This window comes from Streptomyces sp. V1I1, from assembly GCF_030817355.1.
Taxonomy (GTDB): domain Bacteria; phylum Actinomycetota; class Actinomycetes; order Streptomycetales; family Streptomycetaceae; genus Streptomyces.
Genome location: NZ_JAUSZH010000001.1, coordinates 4,067,906 through 4,086,407, shown reverse-complemented (window position 1 = coordinate 4,086,407; position 18,502 = coordinate 4,067,906). Strand labels below are relative to the sequence as shown.

Annotated in this window: 18 protein-coding genes and 2 tRNA genes; 12 read left to right on the top strand and 8 right to left on the bottom strand. The window is 67.8% G+C overall.

Annotated elements, in window-relative coordinates:
- Positions 1 to 141: 141 nt before the first annotated feature.
- Positions 142 to 214, top strand: a tRNA-Ala gene (locus QFZ67_RS19200).
- A 362-nt stretch (positions 215 to 576) separates the two neighbouring features.
- Positions 577 to 948: a DUF6344 domain-containing protein gene (locus tag QFZ67_RS19195; RefSeq protein ID WP_307662317.1), complete on the top strand. Its 372-nt coding sequence runs from the start codon at positions 577 to 579 to the stop codon at positions 946 to 948.
- Positions 949 to 1,003: 55 nt separating this feature from the next.
- Here the strand turns inward: QFZ67_RS19195 and QFZ67_RS19190 are convergent, their stop codons facing one another.
- Positions 1,004 to 1,684: a DUF5324 family protein gene (locus QFZ67_RS19190; RefSeq protein ID WP_307662316.1), complete on the bottom strand. Its 681-nt coding sequence runs from the start codon at positions 1,682 to 1,684 to the stop codon at positions 1,004 to 1,006.
- Between the two features lie 272 nt (positions 1,685 to 1,956).
- Between QFZ67_RS19190 and QFZ67_RS19185 the strand changes: the two genes are divergently transcribed.
- Both QFZ67_RS19185 and QFZ67_RS19180 read left to right on the top strand, forming a co-directional pair.
- Entirely contained in the window at positions 1,957 to 2,490 is a 534-nt protein-coding gene (locus tag QFZ67_RS19185; RefSeq protein WP_307662315.1) for a peptidylprolyl isomerase, read from the top strand.
- A gap of 145 nt (positions 2,491 to 2,635) precedes the next feature.
- Entirely contained in the window at positions 2,636 to 3,535 is a 900-nt protein-coding gene (locus QFZ67_RS19180; RefSeq protein WP_307662314.1) for a rhomboid family intramembrane serine protease, read from the top strand.
- Positions 3,536 to 3,791: 256 nt separating this feature from the next.
- On the opposite strand, the gene crgA is transcribed toward QFZ67_RS19180, so the two are convergent.
- Positions 3,792 to 4,049 carry a cell division protein CrgA gene (crgA, locus tag QFZ67_RS19175; RefSeq protein WP_142214706.1) on the bottom strand — a complete coding sequence of 86 codons (258 nt, stop codon included), beginning with the start codon at positions 4,047 to 4,049 and terminating at the stop codon, positions 3,792 to 3,794.
- Positions 4,050 to 4,191: 142 nt separating this feature from the next.
- Here crgA and QFZ67_RS19170 point away from each other — a divergent pair, with 142 nt between their 5' ends.
- From QFZ67_RS19170 to QFZ67_RS19140, 7 genes are all read left to right on the top strand, one after another.
- Positions 4,192 to 5,007 carry a DUF881 domain-containing protein gene (locus QFZ67_RS19170; RefSeq protein WP_373430067.1) on the top strand — a complete coding sequence of 272 codons (816 nt, stop codon included), beginning with the start codon at positions 4,192 to 4,194 and terminating at the stop codon, positions 5,005 to 5,007.
- Between the two features lie 15 nt (positions 5,008 to 5,022).
- Entirely contained in the window at positions 5,023 to 5,709 is a 687-nt protein-coding gene (locus QFZ67_RS19165) for a class E sortase (protein WP_307662313.1), read from the top strand.
- A 56-nt stretch (positions 5,710 to 5,765) separates the two neighbouring features.
- Positions 5,766 to 5,939: a hypothetical protein gene (locus QFZ67_RS19160; protein ID WP_307662312.1), complete on the top strand. Its 174-nt coding sequence runs from the start codon at positions 5,766 to 5,768 to the stop codon at positions 5,937 to 5,939.
- Positions 5,936 to 6,574 carry an aminodeoxychorismate/anthranilate synthase component II gene (locus tag QFZ67_RS19155; protein ID WP_307662311.1) on the top strand — a complete coding sequence of 213 codons (639 nt, stop codon included), beginning with the start codon at positions 5,936 to 5,938 and terminating at the stop codon, positions 6,572 to 6,574. Before QFZ67_RS19160 ends, QFZ67_RS19155 begins: the two co-directional genes overlap by 4 nt.
- The gene (locus QFZ67_RS19150) at positions 6,571 to 7,767 is read left to right on the top strand and encodes a class E sortase (RefSeq protein ID WP_307662310.1); all 1,197 of its coding nucleotides are present in this window, start codon (positions 6,571 to 6,573) and stop codon (positions 7,765 to 7,767) included. The genes QFZ67_RS19155 and QFZ67_RS19150 overlap by 4 nt, the downstream gene beginning before the upstream one ends.
- 42 nt (positions 7,768 to 7,809) lie before the next feature.
- A complete protein-coding gene (locus QFZ67_RS19145; protein ID WP_307662309.1) occupies positions 7,810 to 8,487 on the top strand; it encodes a class E sortase in 678 nt (225 codons plus the stop codon).
- Positions 8,488 to 8,651: 164 nt separating this feature from the next.
- The gene (locus QFZ67_RS19140; protein WP_307665834.1) at positions 8,652 to 9,791 is read left to right on the top strand and encodes an IS30 family transposase; all 1,140 of its coding nucleotides are present in this window, start codon (positions 8,652 to 8,654) and stop codon (positions 9,789 to 9,791) included.
- Positions 9,792 to 9,876: 85 nt separating this feature from the next.
- On the opposite strand, the gene pknB is transcribed toward QFZ67_RS19140, so the two are convergent.
- The 6 genes from pknB to QFZ67_RS19110 form a co-directional block, all read right to left on the bottom strand.
- Complete coding sequence (gene pknB, locus QFZ67_RS19135; RefSeq protein WP_307662308.1) at positions 9,877 to 11,874, bottom strand: Stk1 family PASTA domain-containing Ser/Thr kinase; 1,998 nt, start codon at positions 11,872 to 11,874, stop codon at positions 9,877 to 9,879.
- A 168-nt stretch (positions 11,875 to 12,042) separates the two neighbouring features.
- Entirely contained in the window at positions 12,043 to 13,506 is a 1,464-nt protein-coding gene (locus QFZ67_RS19130; protein ID WP_307662307.1) for a penicillin-binding protein 2, read from the bottom strand.
- Positions 13,503 to 14,912 carry an FtsW/RodA/SpoVE family cell cycle protein gene (locus QFZ67_RS19125; protein ID WP_307662306.1) on the bottom strand — a complete coding sequence of 470 codons (1,410 nt, stop codon included), beginning with the start codon at positions 14,910 to 14,912 and terminating at the stop codon, positions 13,503 to 13,505. The genes QFZ67_RS19130 and QFZ67_RS19125 overlap by 4 nt, the downstream gene beginning before the upstream one ends.
- 25 nt (positions 14,913 to 14,937) lie before the next feature.
- Entirely contained in the window at positions 14,938 to 16,434 is a 1,497-nt protein-coding gene (locus QFZ67_RS19120) for a PP2C family serine/threonine-protein phosphatase (protein WP_307662305.1), read from the bottom strand.
- 129 nt (positions 16,435 to 16,563) lie between these two features.
- Positions 16,564 to 17,079: an FHA domain-containing protein gene (locus tag QFZ67_RS19115; RefSeq protein WP_307662304.1), complete on the bottom strand. Its 516-nt coding sequence runs from the start codon at positions 17,077 to 17,079 to the stop codon at positions 16,564 to 16,566.
- Positions 17,080 to 17,089: 10 nt separating this feature from the next.
- On the bottom strand, positions 17,090 to 17,947 hold the full coding sequence (locus QFZ67_RS19110) for a DUF3662 and FHA domain-containing protein (protein WP_307662303.1): 858 nt from the start codon (positions 17,945 to 17,947) through the stop codon (positions 17,090 to 17,092).
- Between the two features lie 318 nt (positions 17,948 to 18,265).
- Here QFZ67_RS19110 and QFZ67_RS19105 point away from each other — a divergent pair.
- Positions 18,266 to 18,349, top strand: a tRNA-Leu gene (locus QFZ67_RS19105).
- Positions 18,350 to 18,502: the final 153 nt, after the last annotated feature.

Here is an 18,502-nt window from a genome sequence, read left to right as displayed (position 1 = left end):
TGCGAACCTCGCCGAGCATCTTACGGAGCGTGGTCGCCGACCGGGAGCCCTAATCCTTTTGCAGGATCACGGGGGTCACCCGGTACTCTGGTCTGCGGCGGTGGCCGAGGCATGTGTCTGCTCGGTCCTATCCACCTTTCCGGGGCCTTAGCTCAGTTGGTAGAGCGCTGTCTTTGCATGGCAGATGTCAGGGGTTCGACTCCCCTAGGCTCCACGCTTCAAGACCCCCTTTGACCTGTGGAAACACGGTTGGAGGGGGTCTTTTTCATACGAAGGGCACGGCGCACCCTTCGCCGCGCGCCTGGCCGCCCGTACGTCCGAGCCGGGCCTCCGGACCGCCCGAGGACTTTCTGGAGCCCGCAGTCGAAGTCGTCCTCGCGGATCTCCTGCGGGTCCTCGCAGCGCTGTGCGCCATCCCCGCTCGTCATTGCCGCCGCGGGCGACGGCCGCCACTGGACCGTACGGGTGGTGTTCATCCGAAGAACTGCACGGCGGCGGCGTAGATCCCCCACTTCCCAAGATGCGTACACATCATGAGGAAGGTATGTAGATCGCTCAACCCGAAAGCGAGGGGTCATGGCCGCCTTCAAGGTCAGGAATCTGTGGACCGCGTTCATCACCGCGCTCTTTGCGCTGCTTGGGTCGGTGGGGCTGACCACCGCCGCCAACGCCGCTCAGCAGCCGGCCGTGCGGACGCCGGGCCGGCTGGACCTGCCGAAGCAGGCGCGTCCGCAGGCTGTCCGGGCGACAGTGGCCCCCACTACACGATGGAGCCCCATCGCGCGCGGCTGGGCACTGCCGCCCACCATCAAGCAGCGCATCCGCGCCGAAGCCCATGGCTCCTCACCCGCCACCAGGCACCGGCCCGTGGTCGACGCCTACGGCGCCTACAGCGCGCTGAGCACCGTCTCCGCCCCCGGCGCGGATCTGGCGCTCGCAGCCGCATGAGGCGCCGGGAGCTCACACTCCTCCCGACGCCACCGGCCACAAGGGCGGTATGCGATCAGCGACGGTCGTCGCGGTCTCGAGCCTCCGCCTCGGCCTGCTTCGCCTGCACCTCAGGATCGAGATCTTCCGGTCCAGTGCCGTCGACGGACGTCAGCGGTGCGCGGTCGGAGACCTCCGTGGCAGCGGGCGGTTCCACCAGCCAATCGGGGTTGGCCTGCTTGTCCCACCACTTCCAGGCGGCGAAAGCTCCGCCGGCCAGCACGCCGATGATCGCGAGACCCTTGGCGAGACGTCCGGCCCTGGACCGCCGTTCGCGCTTCCTCACCAGCTTCTGAATGTCCTTCGCCGTCACCTGTCCGCGCAGAGCGGCCAGTGCGGCAGTGGAGCGGGCCGCAGCCTCTTCCCCTACTGGCTGAGCGACGGCCACCGCGTGCTCGACACGCGGCACGGTGTAATCCGCCGCCTGGCGAGCGGCCTTACGGGCCTTCACCGCAGCTCGGTGTGCGGCTTTGTCGACCTTGGGCGGCACATGCGGCGCTACTCGCGCGTCGTACTGATAACGGGCCTGATTCGCGGCCTTCGAGACTTTGGGCGCGAGCCGTACGCGAGCCTCGTGTGCATAATGCGCCGTTTGGTGCTTGGCCGTGCCGGCGTAGGGCGCCACCACTTCCGCGGCGTGCAGCACGCTCTCCTTCGCCGTACCGGTCGCGGCGCGCACGCTGTCCATGCGGGTCACGGGATCCTCCTCCTCGGTGGCGTTCTGGGGTGCTGGGGTTCATCCCCGGTTGGGCACAGTTTCGCCTTTCCACCCGTTTGAAAATCATGCCTGCTGACAGCCGCCTCGGCATGCGGGGCGGGCATTCGGGTCATGTAAGGAGCTTTGCGGACGACGATGCCACGGTTCGCCCTTCAGCGCGCCGGTCGCGCGACGACTCGGCGCCTTTTCTCCCTGGGCGGCTCTTCCGTGCGAGGATCGGGAAACCAGAGAAGACTTACGGAAGGCAGATCGTGGCCGAGCAGCTTTACGCCACCCTGAAGACCAACCAAGGCGACATCGAGATCCGGCTTCTGCCGAACCACGCGCCCAAGACGGTCAAGAACTTTGTCGAGCTCGCCAAGGGCGAGCGTGAATGGACCCACCCGGCGACCGGCAAGAAGTCCACAGACAAGCTGTACGACGGTACGGTCTTCCACCGCGTGATCAGCGGCTTCATGATTCAGGGCGGCGACCCGCTGGGCAACGGCACCGGCGGCCCGGGGTACGAGTTCGGGGACGAGTTCCACCCGGACCTGGCGTTCGACAAGCCGTACCTGCTGGCCATGGCCAACGCGGGCCCGGGCACCAACGGCTCGCAGTTCTTCATCACCGTGTCGCCCACCGCCTGGCTGACCCGCAAGCACACCATCTTCGGTGAGGTCACGAGCGAGGCCGGGAAGAAGGTCGTGGACGCCATCGTGGGCACCCAGACCAACCCGCGCACCGACCGCCCGGTCAACGACGTCGTGATCGAGTCGGTCGTCGTCGAGACCCGCGAGGGCTGATTCCCGGATCTCCGGTGTGATCCGGTGTGATCCGGTGTGATCCCACGTCGTGATCCACGCGTGATCCCCAGGGAACCTTTTCGCCCCGCCCGACCGTATGGATGGGCGGGGCGGTGTGATGAGCCGGAGAGATTGTGGGGACCTCATGGACCAGGCGCCAGGCAGTCCGCAGGAGCCGCAGGGCACGCACGGCCTGCCGAGCTGCTACCGGCATCCGGGCCGCGAGACCGGCATAAGCTGCACCCGCTGCGAGCGGCCGATCTGCCCTGACTGCATGGTCAGCGCCTCGGTCGGCTTCCAGTGCCCGGAGTGTGTCCGTACCGGCTCCGGTACGGGACATTCCCCCACCGCCAACCAGCCGCGGACGCTCGCGGGCGGCACCGTCGAGGCCGACCCCTTCCTGGTCACCAAGATCCTCATCGCAGTCAACATCGCGGTGTACGGCGTGGTGCTCGCGCTCGGCGACCGGTTCGTCGCCGAGATGGAGCTGATCGGACTCGCCCGCAGTCCACAGCTCGGCGGCGAAATCGTCGGAGTGGCGGACGACGAGTGGTACCGGCTGATCACCGCGGCGTTCCTGCACCAACAGGTGCCGCACATCCTGTTCAACCTGCTGACCCTGTGGTTCCTGGGCAGGCTCGTCGAACCGGCTCTCGGCCGCACCCGCTATCTCGCCGTCTATCTGCTCTCGGGCCTCGGCGGCAGCGCCCTCGCCTATCTGCTGGCCGCCCCCAACCAGCCCTCGCTGGGCGCCTCGGGCGCGATCTACGGCCTGATGGGCGCGTTCGCCGTGCTCGTACGGCGTACGAACCTCGACATGCGGCCGGTCATCGCCCTGCTCGCGCTGAGCCTGCTCTTCACCTTCACGTGGCCGGACATCTCATGGCAGGGGCACATCGGCGGCCTGGTGGCCGGCGGTCTGGTCACCCTCGGCCTCGTCTACGCGCCGCGCGAGCATCGCACTCTGGTGCAGGTCGGGACCTGTGCACTTGTCTTCCTGGTGACCGTCGTGGTCGTGCTGGCGAGAACCGCCTCGCTCACCTGAGCGAGACCTTTTCCCAAAGTTGTCCACAGCGTGTGGCGGATCTTGTGCATGGTGTATGGAACAAGCATGCCCCTTGTCGCTGAGCTGGGTTTTCCCAGTAAGGACAAGGGGCAGGTCGCTTCACCAAGATGGCCGATGCAGTCACACCGGCGTCAACGCTCCGAGGGTTATCCACAGATCGTCTGACCTTTTCCCCACTGTGGACAACGCTGTGGATAACCTCAGGGCAGGGCTTGACGGCGGGACTGCGGGAAAGCTACTTCCACTGGGTGGAGACGCCGAAGCCGGCGGCGATGAAGCCGAAGCCGGCGACGATGTTCCAGTTGCCGAAGCTCTTGATCGGCAGGTCGCCCTCGGTCACATAGAAGAGGACAATCCAGGCAAGACCGATCAGGAATAGCGCGAGCATCACCGGTGCCACCCAGCTACGGCTGGTCAGCTTGATGCTCGTCGCCTGCTTCGATGCCGGCGGCGGCGTGAAGTCGGCCTTCTTGCGGATACGTGACTTCGGCACGAGGGACTCTCCTGTCGATGCGCTGCGTGACCGCGCAGGGAACTGTGGCTGGCGCCGGGGGCTGGAGCGAGGGGGACCACTGCCATCCCCCGGGCGTCCGTTAGCGTAGTGCTTCCGCGGCGCCTGAGGAGATAAGGGTACGTTGAGCAATTCTGCCGACTCCCCCCAAGGGCCGGTCAACCGCTTCGAAGGACAGGAAGGTGGGCGAAGCTCGATGAAGGGTGGTGGCCGACTGGCGGGCGGGACTGTCCGGCTGTTGACGGCTGCCGTATTCGCCCTCGCCGGGCTGATCTTCGTGACCAGCTTCAACACCGCCAAGGGCACCAACATCCGTACGGACGCCTCGCTGCTGAAGCTCTCCGACCTCATCCAGCAGCGCAGCGCGAAGAACGGCGACCTCAACGAGTCCACCACGGCGCTGCGCGGGGACATCGACGCCCTCGCCCAGCGCGACGACGGCTCCACCAAGGCCGAGGACGAGAAGCTCGGCGCCCTGGAGAGGGCCGCGGGCACCAAGAAGCTGAGCGGCCCCGCCCTCACGGTCACCCTCAACGATGCCCCGCCGAACGCTCCGGCCGCCCCCGGCTACCCCGAGCCGCAGGCCAACGACCTGGTCATCCACCAGCAGGACCTGCAGGCCGTCGTCAATGCCCTGTGGAAGGGCGGCGCCAAGGGAATCCAGGTCATGGACCAGCGGCTGATCTCCACCAGCGCCGTGCGGTGCGTGGGCAATACGCTGATCCTGCAGGGCCGTGTCTACTCCCCGCCGTACAAGATCACCGCTGTCGGTGACCAGGGCGCGCTCAAGAACGCGATCGCCGCCTCTCCGGCGATCCAGAACTACCAGCTGTATGTGAAGGCGTACGGCCTCGGCTGGAAAGTCGACGAGCGTGAGGCGGTGACTCTCCCTGCCTACTCGGGCACAGTGGATCTCCACTACGCGAAGCCCGTTGGGTAGTGCTTGGGGGAGTGGGTGTTGGTGCGGCTGGTCGTCAGGACCTTCAGCGAACTCTGCATCACCGTCGGCACCTTGATCGTGCTCTTTGTGGTGTATGTGCTGTTCTGGACCGGTATCAAGGCCGACAGTGCCACGGACGGCCAGATCGACCGGCTCCAGGACGAGTGGGCACAGGGCCCGGTCGCGGCCCCCGCGCCCGGACAGACGGTGTCGCCGGCTCCGAAGACATACGAGGACGGCAAGCCCTTCGCCGTCATGTACATCCCCCGCTTCGGCGGGAGTTGGGACTGGCCGGTCCTCGAAGGCACCAGGACCGGCACCCTCAAGAAGGGCCTCGGGCATTACGCCTCCACCGCCGCGCTCGGCGAGAGCGGCAATTTCTCGGTCGCCGGCCACCGGCGCACGTACGGCGATCCCTTCAAGGACTTCCCGAAGCTGCGCCCCGGGGACGCGGTGGTGCTGACGGACGGGACGACCTGGTTCACGTACCGCATCGAGAAGGAGCCCTACCGGACCGTGCCGAGCGACGTCGGCGTCATCGACCCCGTCCCGCGTAGGTCCGGCTTCGACGGGACGGGGCGCTATCTGACGCTGACCACCTGCGACCCGGAGTGGGGCAGCAGTCACCGGCTGATCGCATGGGCGCATCTGGACGCCACCCAGCCTGTGACCGACGGCAAACCGGAAGCTTTGCGCAGCTGACCCATGTGCCCCTGCCGCCCTTTAGTCTGGTGCGGTACCGAACGGAAAGGGACAGCATGTACGGCTGGATCTGGCGGCATCTGCCGGGCAACGCATGGGTGCGGGCTTTCATCTCGCTCGTGCTGGCCCTCGCGGTCGTCTACGTGCTGTTCCAGTACGTCTTTCCGTGGGCGGAGCCGCTGCTTCCGTTCAACGACGTGACGGTCGACGGAGCGGGGGCGGCCCGATGAGCGCGCGCATCCTCGTCGTCGACAACTACGACAGCTTTGTCTTCAACCTCGTCCAGTACCTGTACCAGCTCGGCGCCGAGTGCGAGGTCCTGCGGAACGACGAGGTGGCCCCCAGGCACGCCCAGGACGGCTTCGACGGGGTGCTGCTCTCCCCCGGGCCCGGCACGCCCGAGCAGGCCGGTGTGTGCATCGAGATGGTGCGGCACTGCGCGGACACCGGCGTTCCGGTCTTCGGCGTCTGCCTGGGCATGCAGTCCATGGCGGTGGCGTACGGCGGTGTGGTGGGCCGCGCGCCCGAGCTGCTGCACGGCAAGACCTCGTTGGTCACGCATGAGGGCAAGGGCGTCTTCGCCGGGCTGCCTTCGCCTTTCACCGCGACCCGCTACCACTCGCTGGCCGCGGAGCCGGCGGAGCTGCCGGACGAACTGGAGGTCACGGCACGGACCGCCGACGGCATCATCATGGGGCTGCGCCACCGTGAACTGGCCGTCGAGGGCGTGCAGTTCCACCCCGAGTCGGTGCTGACCGAGCACGGGCATCTGATGCTCGCCAACTGGCTGGAGCAGTGCGGTGACACCGGGGCGGTCGGGCGTTCCGTGGGGCTCGCACCGGTGGTGGGCAAGGCCGTGGCGTGAGTGGTGGTCCGCGCCCTGAGGACGGGTACGAGTACGACCCGCTGACGGACCCTTTGCCGCCGGAGGAGAGCGGCTCGCCGTGGTTCCGGGAGACGAGCGTTCCGGAGGAGGAGCAGCCCCCGCCACCCCCGCAGGAGTGGTCTGACTACCGCCAGTACTCCGTAGACGACCCTGCGGACTATCAGCGGGACTGGTACGCCCAGCCGGAAGCGGTACAGGTACCGGAACCGGGGCCAGTACCCGTAGCGCGGCCTGAGCCGGAGCCTGTGCCGATGCCGCAGCAGATAGCTGAGCCAGTGCCGGTGTCCGACCCGATTCCGGTACCGGACGACGAGACCGTTGCTCTGCGTACGGCGGACACCCGTCGCGCGCTGGAGACCCCCGCGGGTCCCGGCCGGGCGGAGCGCCGCCGGGCGGCCAAGGCGCGGGGCCGTAAGCGCCCTGAGCCCGCCCCCTCGACTAGGTCCGAGTCCGGCAGGCCCCTTTCGCGGGTCGAGGCCCGCCGTGCCGCGCGTGCGGCGAAGGACAGCCCCGCCGTCATCGCCAGCCGCGCCATAGGCGAACTGTTCATCAGCTTCGGCGTGCTGATGCTTCTGTTCGTCACGTACCAGCTCTGGTGGACGAACATCCGCGCCGGCCAGCAGGCCAACCAGGCGACGAGCAAGATCCAGGACGACTGGGCGAACGGCCGCAAGCCCGGTGTGTTCGAGCCCGGGCAGGGCTTCGCCATAATGCACATCCCCAAGCTGGATGTCGTCGTCCCGATCGCCGAGGGCATCAGCAAGCCCAAGGTCCTCGACCGTGGCATGGTCGGGCACTATGCCGAGGGGAAGCTGAAGACCGCGATGCCGTCGGACAAATCGGGTAATTTCGCGGTCGCGGGCCATCGCAACACTCACGGCGAACCGTTCCGGTACATCAACCGTCTCGAGCCGGGGGACCCGATCGTTGTTGAGACGCAGGACGCGTACTACACGTACAAGATGGCGAACATCCTCCCCCAGACCTCGCCGTCGAACATCGGCGTGATCGGCCCGGTGCCGCCGGGTTCCGGGTTCACGGAGCCGGGCCGGTACATCACGCTGACGACGTGTACGCCGGAATTCACGAGTACGTACCGAATGATCGTGTGGGGCAAAATGGTCGAGGAACGGCCGCGCAGCAAGGGAAAGCCGGACGCGCTTGTCGGCTGAGACGCCGAAGCGCTGTGAGACTTCAAGACGGGAAAAGGTGCAGTGGCACGTGCTCGTGGCCGGATCGCCGGCGTCATCAGTGTCTTCGGCGAACTGCTGATCACTGCGGGCGTGGTGCTGGGGCTCTTTGTCGTCTACTCACTGTGGTGGACGAATGTTCTCGCCGACCGTGAGGCCTCCAAACAGGGCGACCAGATCCGCGACGGCTGGGCGAACCGCGGCCCTGGCGCCCTCGACATCAAGGACGGCATCGGCTTCCTCCACGTACCCGCCATGAACAACGACGAGGTGCTGGTGAAGAAGGGCACCGACGCCGAGGCCCTGAACGACGGCATCGCCGGCTACTACACCGACCCGATCAAGTCGGCGCTCCCCTGGGACGACAAGGGGAACTTCACGCTCGCCGCGCACCGCGATGGCCACGGCGCGAAGTTTCACAACATCCACAAGCTGAAGGACGGCGACCCGATCGTCTTCGAGACGCGGGACACCTGGTACGTCTACAAGGTCTACAAGAGGCTCCCGGAGACCTCGAAGTACAACGTGGATGTGCTGCAGCCGGTCCCGAAGGAGTCGGGGAAGTCGAAGCCGGGCCGCTACATCACCCTGACGACCTGCACGCCTGTGTACACCTCGGACTACCGCTACATCGTGTGGGGCGAGCTGACGCGCACGGAGAAGGTCGACCATGGCCGTACGCTGCCGGAAGAGCTGCGCTAGCCCGTACGAACGGACGCAAGAAGCCCCGGCACCCTTGGCTTGGGTTCTAGCGGTCGTCGCAACGCCTCAGCTCAGGGGATGCGATGGACTTCGAGATCCGTGGGGATCGCAAGCCGCAGGGGCCCAGGAAGCTCCGTGGTGAGCGGGCGGAATACTTCCGGCTCATGCAACAGGGCTACAGCAACAAAGAAGCATCCCGGCTTGTCGGCGTGCATGAGCGGACCGGTCGCGAGTGGCGTCATGGCCGGACGGATCCGCAGAGGCTTCGGGCGCCCGCTCACATCGAGCGGGCGCCCGTTGCCGCACCGTCCCGGTACTTGAGCGAGACCGAGCGCATCCACATCGCCGACCGCTTGCGGGAGAAGGCCACCGTCCGGGCGATCGCCGCCGAACTGGGCCGCAGCCCGTCCACCGTCAGCCGGGAGATCCACCGCAACCGCAGTCCCGGCCGAGGCAGCCAGTGGCACTACCGCCCACACGCCGCCCAGGCCCGCGCGGATGCCCGCCGGCCCCGCCCCAAGCCCGGCAAGATCGGTCGGAACACCGCACTGCGGGACTTCATCCAGGACGGCCTGGACCTGAAGTGGAGCCCGGAACAGATCTGCGAGAGTCTGCGCCGGACCTTCCCCGACCAGCCGGAGATGCACGTGGTGCACGAGACGATCTACCAGGCCCTGTACGTTCAGGGCCGCGGAGAACTGCGCCGCGAGCTGGCCCGGGCCCTTCGCTCGGGCCGCGCCCGCCGCCGCCCGCAGCGCCAGGCGGCCTGTCGTCAGCCGCGCTTCACGCATCCGATGGTCATGATCAGCGAACGCCCGGCAGAGGCGGAGGACCGGGCGGTGCCCGGCCACTGGGAAGGGGACCTGATCATCGGGATGGACAACCGCTCAGCGATCGGCACCCTCGTCGAACGGGCGACCCGCTACGTGATGCTGGTGCACCTGCCTGACGGCCGCAGCGCAGCGCACATGCGCGACGCGCTGGTGGAGACCGTGAAGACCCTGCCGTCGCATCTGACACGCTCGCTGACCTGGGACCAGGGATCGGAGATGGCCGCCCACCATGCCTTCAGCGTCGCCACCGACATCCCGGTCTACTTCTGCGACCCCGCCAGTCCCTGGCAGCGCGGCTCGAACGAGAACACAAACGGCCTGCTGCGGCAGTACTTCCCCAAGGGAACCGACCTGTCCGTCCACACCCGCGAGCAACTGGCCGCTGTCGCCGCCGAACTCAACGGCCGCCCACGCAAAACGCTCGGCTGGGAAACCCCAGCCGAGCGCCTGCATAAACTGCTCGCCGCCTGACACAACCGATCACGTGTTGCGACGATCCCTAGAAACCGCCTGGTGGGTGCCGGGGCTTCTCGCTGTACGGAGCCTTGCCGGTCGGCTAGTCGCCGGCGCCGCCGATGAACTCGCCGCCGCCGTTCCCGCCGCCGCCGTTCCCGCCGTTCCCGCCGTTGCCACCGACCGTCGTGAGCGTGATCGTTGTGGTCGCCGGGTCCACCGGAGTGCCGGGCTGCGGGTCGGAGTTGCTCACGAAGGCGTTGTCGTCCGTGGAGCTGCCGGGCGCGAACTGGATGTTCGTGAAGCCGCTCTGCGCCAGGATCTGCTTGGCCTCGGAGACCCTCTTGGTCCTGATCTCGGGAACGGGCACCAGTGTCTGCTGCGGGCCCTTGGAGACCTTCAGCGTGACCTGCGTGCCCTTGGGCGCCTTCGAGTCGCCCGACGGGGACTGCTCGATGACCTGGCCCGCAGGCTGGTTGGAGTCCACATCGACCCGCGCGACAGTGAACCCGAGGCCTTCGAGCTGGGCCTTGGCGGCGTCGAACTGCGCGCCCACGACCCGGGGCACGTTGATCTTGGACTGCTTGGCCACTGTCAGAGTGACCGTGGAGCCCTTCTCCGCCTGGGTGCCGCCATCGGGGTTCTGTTTGAGCACGGTGCCCGGTTCCTCGTCGGACTCGGTTTCCTTGACCTCGACCTTGAATTCCTTGCCCTGCAGCTGGTCCTTGGCGCTCGCCAGGGACTTCTCCGTGACGTCGGGCACCTCGACCTTGGGCGCGCCCTCCGACACGACCACCTGGATCGTCTCGCCCTGCTGCATCTTGCCCTCGGCCGGCGTCTGGCTGCAGATGCTGCCCTTGGGCTGGTCACAGCGTTGTGTATCGGACTGCGCGACCTTGACGCCCGCGTTGGTCGCGAGGCTCTGGGCTTGCTCGAACGGCTTGCCCACGAGCTGCGGCACCGGCACATCGCTGTTGCCGCCGCCATTGCCGCTGAAGACCGACTTGCCGATCAGCACCGCGCCGACCAGCACCAGGATGCCCGCGAGCACCAGCAGGATCGTCGAGGTGTTCGACTTCTTCTGGCGGCGGCGGTCCGGTCGGTCGTCGTAGCCGTTGTAGCCCCCGTCGTCCGGGTTCATCGGCGGGAGCATCGACGTCTGGCCGGCCGGGTCGGCCTGGCGCAGCGCCGTGGTCGGCTGGTCGTCCGGGGCGTACCCGCCGTAGCCGACCGCGCCCATCGCCGCCGTCGCCGCGACCGGCTGGCCGTCGAGGCAGGCCTCGATGTCCGCGCGCATCTCGTCGGCCGACTGGTAGCGGTAGTCGGGGTCCTTGACCAGGGCCCGCAGGACGATGGCGTCCATCTCGGGCGTGATCTCGGGGTCGAAGTTGCTCGGCGGCTGCGGCTCCTCGCGTACATGCTGGTACGCCACCGCCACCGGGGAGTCGCCCACGAAGGGCGGACGCACGGTGAGGAGCTCGTAGAGCAGGCAGCCCGTGGAGTACAGGTCGGAGCGCGCGTCGACCTGCTCGCCCTTGGCCTGCTCCGGGGAGAGGTACTGGGCGGTGCCGATGACGGCCGCGGTCTGCGTCATCGTCATGCCGGAGTCGCCCATCGCACGGGCGATGCCGAAGTCCATCACCTTGACCTGGCCGGTGCGCGTCAGCATGACGTTCGCCGGCTTGATGTCGCGGTGGACGATGCCGTTGCGGTGCGAGTACTCGAGCGCCTGGAGGATGCCGATGGTCATCTCCAGCGTGCGCTCGGGCAGCAGCTTGCGCCCGGAGTGCAGCAGCTCTCTGAGCGTTGACCCGTCGACGTACTCCATGACGATGTACGGGATCGAGACCCCGTCGACGTAGTCCTCGCCCGTGTCGTACACCGCGACGATCGCCGGGTGGTTGAGCGAGGCGGCAGACTGGGCCTCACGGCGGAACCGGGCCTGGAAGGACGGATCGCGGGCGAGGTCGGCCCGCAGCGTCTTCACGGCGACGGTGCGGCCGAGCCGGGTGTCGTGGGCGAGGTAGACCTCTGCCATGCCACCACGGCCGAGCACCGAGCCCAGTTCGTACCGGCCGCCGAGGCGACGCGGCTCTTCCATAACTGTTCCAGCCCTCTCCGTCAGTCCCGACCGCACCCGTGTGTGGTCCGGCGGTGTGCTGTTCGCGCATACGCTACCGGGCACGCCGCATCTGATCCGCCCGTGACCGTCACCTGATACCCGACCGGTATCGCAATGTGCAGGTATGGACGCCAGACGTGATCCGCGTCACTTCTTGCTGTCCAGTACAGCCTTCATCACGGCCTTGGCGATGGGGGCGGCGAGACCGCCGCCGCTGATGTCGTCCCGCTTGGCCTCGCTGTCCTCGACCACGACGGCGACGGCGACCGGGGATCCGCCGTCGGAGGTCTTCGCGTACGAGATGAACCAGGCGTACGGGTTCTTGCTGTTGTTCTCGCCGTGCTGGGCGGTACCGGTCTTGCCGCCGACCTGGACGCCGTCGATCTTGGCGTTGCCGCCGGTGCCCTGCTCGACGACGTTCTCCATCATCTCCTGGAGGAGCTGCGCGTTCTTCGGGGAGAGCGGGCGGCTCATCTCCTGCGGCTCGTTGTTCTTGATGACCTCCAGGTTGGGCGCTTCCAGCCGGTCGATCATGTACGGCTTCATCAGCTTGCCGTCGTTGGCGATCGCCGCGGTGACCATGGCCATCTGGAGGGGTGTGGTGGCGGTGTTGAACTGGCCGATGGACGACAGGGCATTGCCGGGGCGGTCCATCGTCTTGTCGTAGACGGAGGCGGCGGCCCGCACCGGGGTGTCGATCTCGGGATTGTTGAAGCCGAACTTCTGGGCCGTCTCCACCATCTTGTCCCGGCCGACCTTGTCACCGAGTTTGGCGAAGACGGAGTTGCAGGAGACCTTGAGCGCCTCGTTCAGGCTGGCGTTCTTGCAGCCGTTGGCGTGGTTGACCATCGGCGTACGGGTGTTGGGCAGGATGTACGGCTCCGGGGTGTCCGTCGCCGCGTTGATGTCGTCGACGGCGCCGTGCTCCAGGGCCGCGGCCGCGGTGAGCACCTTGAAGGTGGAGCCGGGCGGGTAGACCTCGCGCAGCGCGCGGTTCAGCTTCGGCTTGTCCTTGTCCCGCTCCAGCGCCAGCCACGCCTTCTCGTCCTTGCCGGAGTAGCCGGCGAAGTTCGAGGGGTCGTACGAGGGGGTGGAGGCCAGGGCCAGGATCTTGCCGGTCTGCGGGTCGATCGCTGCGACCGCGCCCTTCTTGGAGCCGAGGCGCTCGAAGGCGGCCTTCTGCGCGGCGCCGTTGAGGGTGGTGACCACGTTGCCGCCCTTCCTCTTGTCGCCGGTGAACATCGCCATCGTGCGGTCGAAGAAGAGCTGATCGGAGTTGCCGGTGAGGATGCCGTCCTCGAGCTTCTCGATCTGGTTGGCGTCGAAGGCCTGCGATGCGTAACCCGTGACCGGCGCCCACATGGGGCCGTCGACGTAGGTGCGCTTGTACTTGAAGTCCGTGTCGTTCGTCTCCACGGAGCCGGTGATCGGCTTGCCGTCGACGATGATGTTCCCGCGCTCGTTGGCGTACCGCTCGATCAGGACACGGCGGTTCTTCGAGTGCGTGTTGAGTTCTTCGGCCTCGACGTACTGGAGCCAGTTCGTGCGCACCAGCAGGGCCAGCACGAGGAGCCCGCAGAAGATGGCGATCCGGCGCAGGGGCTTGTTCACGGTCGGACCACCTGGGTCATCTCGGCGTCGGGGGACGGGGCGGGCGCGGGCGCGGGACGGCGGGCGGTGTCGCTGATGCGGATCAGGATGCCCACCAGGGCCCAGTTGGCGATCACGGACGAGCCGCCGTACGCGACGAACGGCATGGTCATACCGGTCAGCGGGATGAGACCCATCACACCGCCGGCGACCACGAAGACCTGGATGGCGAGGGCGCCGGAGAGGCCGATCGCGAGGAGCTTGCCGAAGGGGTCGCGGGCGGCGAGGGCGGTGCGCACGCCGCGCTCCACGATCAGGCCGTAGATCAGCAGGAACGCCATCATTCCGGCGAGTCCGAGCTCTTCGCCGAAGGTGGAGAGGATGAAGTCGGAGTTGGCGGCGAAGCCGATGAGGTCGGAGTCGCCCTGGCCGAGGCCGGTGCCGAGTGTGCCGCCCGAGCCGAACGACATCAGGGCCTGGCCGATCTGCTCGCTCTGCGCCCAGGTCTTCTCGGCGAAGGGGTTGAGCCAGAACTCGACGCGCTGCTGGACGTGCGGCTCGAAGGTGGCCACGCCGACCGCGCCGACCGCGGACATCAGCAGACCGAAGACGATCCAGCTCGTGCGCTCGGTGGCGACGTACAGCATGATCACGAACAGGCCGAAGAACAGCAGCGAGGTACCCAGGTCGGTCTCGAAGACCAGGATCAGGATCGACATCACCCAGACCACGAGAATGGGTCCGAGGTCACGGCCGCGCGGCAGGTACAGGCCCATGAACCGGCGGCTGGCGAGCGCCAGGGCGTCCCGCTTCACCATCAGATAGCCCGAGAAGAAGATCGCGATGATGATCTTTGCGAACTCACCTGGCTGGATGGTGAAGGGGCCGAGGCTGATCCAGATCTTCGCGCCGTTCACCGCGGGGAAGAACACCGGCAGGATCAGCAGGACCAGCGATACCGCCATCGAGATGTAGGTGTAGCGCTGCAGGATCCGGTGGTCCTTGAGCAGGATCAGTACGCCGACGAAGAGGGCGATGCCGATCGCCGAGTACAGCAGCTGCTTGGGGGCGTCGGGGCTGAAGCCCCCGAAGAGCGTCGTCGCCCGCTGGATCAGCCGGGGCGACTGGTCGAGGCGCCAGATCATCACCAGGCCGAGGCCGTTGAGCAGGGTGGCCAGCGGCAGCAGCAGCGGGTCCGCGTATCTGGCGAACTTGCGCACCACGAGGTGGGCCACGCCGGCGAGCAGGCCGAGGCCGAGCCCGTATCCGAGCAGTCCGGCCGGCACTTCGCCGTTCAGGGCGAGGCCGACGTTGAGGTACGCGAACACCGGGATGACGACTGCGAAGGCGAGCAGCGCCAGCTCGGTGTTGCGGCGGCTCGGTGCTTCGATCGCGCCGATCGTGGTGGTGTTGGTGACAACGCTCATGGTGGAGAAGGCCCCCTACGGCCGATTACTGCTTTCCGCAGTTCGAGGCCAGCTTCTGCTCCTCCTCCGAGAGGGTGGGACCCGGAGAGGGAGTAGCTGCGGTCGGCTTGGTCTTGGCGTTCTGGGTGGTCGGCTTGCCGGTGGTGCCACCGGCCTCGCCCTCGCCGGGTGGCGGGGTGCTCGCGCGGTCGGCAGCCTCGCGGCGCTCTTCGTCCTTCTTGCAGGCGGTGGCCTGGACGGCGAGCTCGTCGATCTTCGCGCGGGCCTTGCCGAGGCTGTCGGCGGTGATCGTCGCCTCCACCTGCTTGCGCTGGTAGGGCGGGAGGTACTTGAGTTCGATCTCGGGATGGTCCTTCTCGACCTTCGAGAGCGAGACCCAGGCCAGGTCCTGGCTGATGCCCTGGTAGAGCGCGATGTGCTCATTCTGGGAGCCGACGTAGTACTGGGTCTGGGTCCAGCGGTAGCCGCCGTACAGACCGCCGCCGACAACCGCCAGGGCGAGCACGATGTAGAAGGATCTCTTCAGCCATTTGCGGCTGCCGCGCGGCTTGACGAAGTCCTCGTCGGAGTACGCCCCGAAGCTGCCCTCGGGCGGCATGCCGCCGTATCCCATGCCGTCGCCGCTGCCGGGCGGGCCGAAGCTGCCGTTCTGCTGCGGGGGCACGGGGCGGCCGAGGCCGGCCGCGCGTCCCGCCGGGGTCTGCATGGCGCCGCCGTCGTTCAGCTGGAGCTGGTTCTCGGCGACCGCGCCGACGACGACCGGGGTGTCGTTGAGCTGCCCGGCCAGGGTGTCGTTGGAGTCGGTGTCGAGGACGTCGGCGACGATGCAGGTGATGTTGTCGGGGCCGCCGCCGCGCAGCGCGAGCTGGATCAGGTCCTGGACCGTCTCCTGCGGGCCCTGGTAGCTGGCGAGGGTCTCCTCCATCGTCTGGTGGGAGACCACGCCGGACAGTCCGTCGGAGCAGATCAGATAGCGGTCGCCGGCGCGGACCTCGCGGATGGAGAGGTCGGGCTCGACATGGTCGCCGCTGCCCAGCGCGCGCATCAGCAGGGAGCGCTGCGGGTGGGTGGTGGCTTCTTCCTCGGTGATCCGGCCCTCGTCGACGAGGCGCTGCACCCAGGTGTGGTCCTGGGTGATCTGCGTCAGCACGCCGTCGCGGAGCAGATAGGCGCGCGAGTCGCCGACATGTACGAGGCCGAGGCGCTGGCCGGTCCAGAGCAGGGCGGTGAGCGTGGTGCCCATGCCTTCGAGCTGGGGGTCCTCCTCGACCATCAGCCGCAGCTGGTCGTTGGCCCGCTGCACGGCCGTACCGAGCGAGGTGAGGATGTCCGAGCCGGGCACGTCGTCGTCGAGCGTGACGAGCGTGGAGATGACCTCCGAGGAGGCGACCTCGCCGGCGGCCTGGCCGCCCATGCCGTCGGCGATGGCCAGAAGGCGGGGGCCGGCATAGCCGGAGTCCTCGTTGCCCTCCCGGATCATGCCCTTGTGCGATCCGGCGGCGAAGCGCAGAGACAGACTCATGCGCACCTCGCCCGTCGGCTCGGGGTACAGCCGGTCTCGAGCCACACTGCCCACCCTCCGGTCGGGAGCCCGTCCCGGTCCGCTGTAGGGACCGCTGCGGCTCGCTCGCTCCGCTCGCTCATTGTCGTACTACTTCCGCAGCTCGATGACGGTCTTGCCGATGCGGATCGGCGCGCCCAGCGGAATCGGTGTCGGGGTGGTGAGTCGGGTCCGGTCGAGATATGTGCCATTGGTGGACCCGAGATCCTCGACGATCCACTGGCCGTCACGGTCCGGGTAGATCCTGGCATGCCTGCTGGACGCGTAGTCGTCGTCCAGCACGATCGTGGAGTCGTGCGCCCGGCCCAGCGTGATGGTCTGGCCCTGCAGGGCGACCGTGGTGCCCGTGAGGGTGCCTTCGGACACAACAAGTTTGGTGGGCGCCCCACGGCGCTGGCGGCCGCCGCCCGCCTGCTGGCGCTGCTGCGGCGGCGCGGCGGTCTGGCGCGTCTGCTGGGGACGCGCGTCGGCGTTGCGACGTGAGCCGCGTTGCGTGACGCGCGTACCGAACAGGTCACTGCGGATGACCTGGACGGCCACGATCACGAACAGCCACAGAACGGCTAGGAAACCTAGCCGCATGACCGTCAGGGTCAGCTCTGACATTGCCCCCGCTTCACCCTTCGGCTTGCCGGTAAACGATGGTGGTGTTGCCCACGACGATCCGCGAGCCGTCGCGGAGCGTAGCGCGGGTTGTGTGCTGCCCGTCTACCACGATGCCGTTGGTAGACCCGAGATCCTGGATCGTCGAGGGCGTTCCGGTCCGGATCTCACAGTGCCGGCGCGATACGCCGGGGTCGTCGATCCGCACATCGGCGTCGGTGCTGCGACCCAGCACCAGCGTCGGGCGGGAGATCTGATGGCGGGTGCCGTTGATCTCGATCCAGCGTCGCACTTGAGTGCTCGGCATCGGGCCTGGGCCGGGTGCCGCGCGGCGGTCCGCGGCGGGCGCGGGACCGGGTCGGCCGGAGCCCGGAGGGGGCGCGGCCGGCATGGGGGGTGCACCGGCGGGCGGGTAGCCGTAGCCGCCGCGGGCGCCGCCCTGAGGGACTGCGGCCGGCCCGGGGCCGGCGGGGGCCCGCTCGGGCGACTGTGACGTACTCGACGCGAGGGTGCGGCTGCGCACCCGGTACAGACCGGTGTCGAGGTCCTCCGCCTTCTCCAGGTGGACCTTGATGGGCCCCATGAAGGCGTAGCGCTGCTGCTTGGCGTAGTCGCGGACCAGGCCGGAGAGCTCGTCGCCGAGCTGGCCGGAGTACGGGCTCAGGCGCTCGAAGTCGGGTGCGCTGAGCTCCACGATGAAGTCGTTGGGGACGACCGTCCGCTCGCGGTTCCAGATCGTCGCGTTGTTGTCGCACTCGCGCTGGAGCGCGCCCGCGATCTCGACGGGCTGGACCTCGGACTTGAACACCTTGGCGAAGGTGCCGTTGACCAGACCTTCGAGTCGCTGCTCGAACTTCTTCAGGACTCCCATGAGGCACCTCCTCCGTCGTTGCCGTCCTGGTACTGCTTACTGATCGTATCCACGCGTCGGGAAATCGGCTGGTTCCCCTTGTCTGCCCCGTCGATGAGTGTCACCTCTCACACGGATCGTAGAGGCGGCCTCCTGACAGTGTCCCGCACCCAGGGTGCACCCAAGAGGAGTGGGGGGAGACCGCTCTCCGTTCCCTCTTCCTTCGTCGGCTCTGCCGAAACAATCGAGTGTGAATGCACCCAGTGCCGCGTGCTAATCTTCTGGATGTCGCCAGGGGGTCACACCGAACGGGTGGGGCACAAGGCGGCAGCACCCAATGCGCGGGTGGCGGAATAGGCAGACGCGCTGGATTCAGGTTCCAGTGCCCGAAAGGGCGTGGGGGTTCAACTCCCCCCTCGCGCACAGATCAGAAGCCCCGTAGGTCATCGGCCTACGGGGCTTCTGCGTTGCCGTCATCCCGCCGGGGGTGTCCTCCGCGCGGGCTGTCGGAGTGTGGGATGTGCGACTGCGCGACGTTCGTCGCTCCGGGGCGAGACGAAAGTGGGCCGTGGGCGG